Origin of the sequence: Delftia sp. ZNC0008, assembly GCF_000799035.1 — a bacterium.
Taxonomy (GTDB): Bacteria; Pseudomonadota; Gammaproteobacteria; order Burkholderiales; family Burkholderiaceae_C; genus Comamonas; species Comamonas tsuruhatensis.
In genome coordinates this window covers 1-3,451 of record NZ_JTKZ01000004.1, presented here as the reverse complement: position 1 = coordinate 3,451, position 3,451 = coordinate 1, and the positions used below count along the sequence as shown (strand labels likewise).

The following is a 3,451-nucleotide window of genomic DNA, read 5'->3' as shown; positions in this document are numbered from 1 at the left end:
CCGCGTCCCTGGTAACCGGAGGACACGGCGGGCAGCGGGCAGCGCCCGCCAGGCACCACCCACACAAGGCGGGCCAGAAAAGAGACCACAGTCCGACCAGGGATGCAGGGACAAAACTCGGAAAGCTCCGATTTTTACGGCCCTGCAGACCCGCGATTCATCCATTGCCCTTGCTCGATCCGCTCAGGCTGGGAGCGGATTGGGCACGAATCGGATAGGACAACTCTGATTCTGACCCAGCCGATTCTGATTCTCCAGCGCGACCGGACAGCCAGCCGCCGGCGCCATTCCTATCATCCGCAGCTCTGTCGTCGGGCTTCCCCTTGCGGGATTCCTGGACTCCCGTTCCTGAATGAATTCATGGACAACCCGGCCATCGCCGGACCTACAAAGAAGAGGCAAGGCATGTACACGAACCAGACCGGAGGGCGCAGGCGGCAATTGCAGCGGGAGGCACAGCATGGATGAGCGAACCGAGCTGACCTTCATGCTGCATGGCCTGCCGGACCGCGACGCCAAGCTGTTCCGCTCCTATGTGCTGATGGTGAATCACCGCACACGGCATCGCTGGACGTGGCGCGAATCCCAGGCGGACATGACGGTGGTGCATGGCGAACTGGCCCAAGCGCCTGCCGCCCCGCCCGCGCTGACGCTGCGCGTGGGAGGGCCACCGAGGGGAGCCTTCCCTGCGGGTGGCCACCTGGGCATGCCCCTGCGCGCCGAGGCGCTGGAGGAATGCCTCAACACCATGGGCGCACGCATCCTGTCGGTGCACGGCAAACCGGCCAGCGCCAAGGCACACGCCAGCGGCCTGCACACGCAGCATCAGCTGATGCTGCTGCAGCTGCGGCGCTGGCCGTCGCCGCAACTGCTGACGAGATCCCACCATATCCGCCTGGCCACCTTGCTGACAGGCCAGCCCACGACGATGCAGACCCTGTGCCAGCGCTCGGGCCTGTCGCCCGAGATCTGCGCCGGTTTTCTGAACGAGCTGGACGCCGCCGGCCTGCTGCGCTGGGCCTCGGCCCGCCCGCCCGCCGCACCGCACCCCGGCAACCCTGCGCCGGACAGGGGCGTGCTCGAACGCATACGCCTTCGCCTGGCCCGGTTTGCAGGAGCGCGCCCATGAGCGAACTCAAGATCCTGATTTCCGGCCCTGCAGGCGCAGGCAAGACCACGGCCATCCGCTGCGTCAGCGAGATCGCCCCCGTGAGCACCGACGTGCGCAACACCGATGACACCCTGGACAAGGCGCTGACGACGGCCGGCATGGACTATGGCGAGCTGACCCTGGACAACGGCGAGAAGCTGTACCTCTACGGCACGCCCGGGCAGGAGCGCTTTGACTTCATGTGGCGCATCCTCTCGCGCGGCGCGCTGGGCGTGATCTTGCTGATCGACAACAGCCGCTCCGATCCGCTGGCCGACCTGGATATCTATGTCCAGGGCCTGTCCGATGTCTTGCGCAGCACGGCATGCGTGGTGGCGGTATGCCGCATGCAGGAGTACACAGCGCCTGATCTGGACAGCTTTGCCGTGCACCTGCAATCGCGCGGCCTGCTGTGCCCCGTGGTGCCGGCCGATGTGCGCAACCCCCAGCAGGTGGTGGCCCTGATCGAGCTGTTGCTGCTGCAGATCGAAGCCCTTGCCCAGGAGAAGTCCCATGAAGAATGACGCTGCCTTGAAGGCTGCAGCCCAGGCGGCGGTGCAGTCGCTGATGAGCAGGTTGCACGGCGTGCGTGGCTGCGTGGTCAGCACCGAGGACGGCTTCGAGGTGGCCGCCCGTGCGCAAGGCCAGGGCAGCACGGCGCGGCTGTCGGCCATGGCCAGCTCGATGGCGGCGCTGGGCATGATCGCCGGCGAGGAGAACCAGCTCGGGCATTGCGCCAACGTGGTGGTCGAGGCGGCCGAGGGCTTCATCGTCATGCTGCAGGCACAGCGCCCGGGCCTGACGCTGGTCATCAGCGTGGTGGCCTCGCGCGAGGCCGTTCTGGGCCAGGTTCTCTATGTCTCGCGCGAGGCCGTGCGGACGCTGGAACAAGCGTGATGGCAAAGGCAGGCAAAGGCTGCTCACATGCATCCGGCAAGAAGGCACCGCGAAGGTGCAGAACATTTTCGCAACACAAGGGAGTTAGGAAAACAATGGCCAATATCAAGCAAACCATGGATGAACTGATGCGCTGCGACGGCGCCATGTGCGCTGCACTGGTGGACTACAACAGCGGCATGATCCTGGGGCAGGACGGATCGGGCGTGGACCTGGAGCTGGCTGCCGCCGGCAACACCGAACTGGTGCGCGCCAAGCTCAAGACCATGCGCTCGCTGGGCCTGGAAGACACCATCGAGGACATCCTCATCACGCTGAGCAAGCAGTACCACATCCTGCGCCCCTCCACCCACCACGAGGGCCTGTTCCTGTACCTGGTGCTCGACAAGACCAAGGCCAATCTCGCGCTGGCGCGGCGCAAGGTGCAGGACGTGGAAGGCGTGCTGGTGGTCTGAAGCAGGCGGCCTGCAGCGCGTAGCGCCGCCTTGATGGACCCTCTCACAACCGGGCCTTCTCAGAACCGCTCGGCGCACAGCGCCTGCCATTGCAGGATCTCGATCTCGCCGCGCTGCACACGGATGAGGCCCCGCGCCTGCAGGCCCTGCAGCAGCACGTTGGTGGTCTGGCGCGAGATCGACAGCATGCGCGCCAGCTGCTCCTGCGTGATATCCAGGCGCGGCCGGGCCGGCACATCGTCCAGCCGCTCGCCGTAGCCGCGCGCCATGGCCACCAGGCGGCGCGCCAGCCGCTGGGGTGCGGGCAGCAGGGCCAGGTCCTCCAGCGCCGCAAAGGCCGCCCGCATGCGCCCCGACATCAGCACGCCCAGGTCATGCCAGTGCGCGGGGTGCTGCTGCAGCCAGTCCAGCAGCGGCTGGCGTGGTACCTGCAGCACCACGCTGGGCTCCATGGCGTGGGCATCGTGGGTGCGCGGCGAGCCGTCGAACAGCGCGATCTCGCCAAACCAGGTGGCCGGTCCCATGCGCGTGAGCAGGGCCTCGCGCGCCTGCTCGCTCTGCCCACCCACACCGGAGAAACCGATGCTGCCGCGGACCACGGCGAACAAACCGCCCTCCAGCGCATCGCCGCGCAGGAACAGGGCCTCGCCCGTCTCCAGGCTGCGCGGCTGGGCCAGGGCCAGCAGCAAATCGGCAAACTGCGGCGCCAATGCGCTGAACCAGCGGCCGGCGCGCAGCGTGGGTAGGTAGGAAGAGGCGAGGGAAGCTTGCATGGAAAGGGATGTCGGGTGGCTGACAGACACAGCCGGCGGGCCTGCGTATTTTCGCCGCTGACACCGAACATGCCAGGAGACCTTTCCATGCAAGCCTCACACCCCCTGCCCCGCGCGCTGGCGCGCCCTTCCCGCTTGCTGGCCAGCCTGGCCACAGCCGCTTTGCTGGGACGCGG

The 3,451-nt window shown here is 67.2% G+C and carries 5 protein-coding genes; 4 read left to right on the top strand and 1 reads right to left on the bottom strand.

What is annotated here, in order from left to right; genetic code table 11:
* The first annotated feature begins 460 nt into the window (after nucleotides 1-460).
* The 4 genes from L995_RS00085 to L995_RS00070 all read left to right on the top strand — a co-directional run bounded on the left by L995_RS00085 (nucleotide 461) and on the right by L995_RS00070 (nucleotide 2,502).
* On the top strand, nucleotides 461-1,129 hold the full coding sequence (locus tag L995_RS00085) for a hypothetical protein (RefSeq protein WP_047219049.1): 669 nt from the start codon (nucleotides 461-463) through the stop codon (nucleotides 1,127-1,129).
* Nucleotides 1,126-1,674 (top strand): GTP-binding protein, encoded by a 549-nt coding sequence (locus L995_RS00080; protein ID WP_043791346.1) that lies wholly within the window; start codon nucleotides 1,126-1,128, stop codon nucleotides 1,672-1,674. The genes L995_RS00085 and L995_RS00080 overlap by 4 nt, the downstream gene beginning before the upstream one ends.
* Nucleotides 1,664-2,047, top strand: coding sequence for a roadblock/LC7 domain-containing protein (locus L995_RS00075; RefSeq protein ID WP_016449547.1), 384 nt, complete (start codon nucleotides 1,664-1,666; stop codon nucleotides 2,045-2,047). The genes L995_RS00080 and L995_RS00075 overlap by 11 nt, the downstream gene beginning before the upstream one ends.
* Before the next feature lie 95 nt (nucleotides 2,048-2,142).
* A complete protein-coding gene (locus tag L995_RS00070) occupies nucleotides 2,143-2,502 on the top strand; it encodes a hypothetical protein (RefSeq protein ID WP_047467924.1) in 360 nt (119 codons plus the stop codon).
* A 59-nt stretch (nucleotides 2,503-2,561) separates the two neighbouring features.
* Here the strand turns inward: L995_RS00070 and L995_RS00065 are convergent, their stop codons facing one another.
* A complete protein-coding gene (locus L995_RS00065) occupies nucleotides 2,562-3,275 on the bottom strand; it encodes a Crp/Fnr family transcriptional regulator (protein ID WP_012202707.1) in 714 nt (237 codons plus the stop codon).
* Nucleotides 3,276-3,451 lie beyond the last annotated feature (176 nt).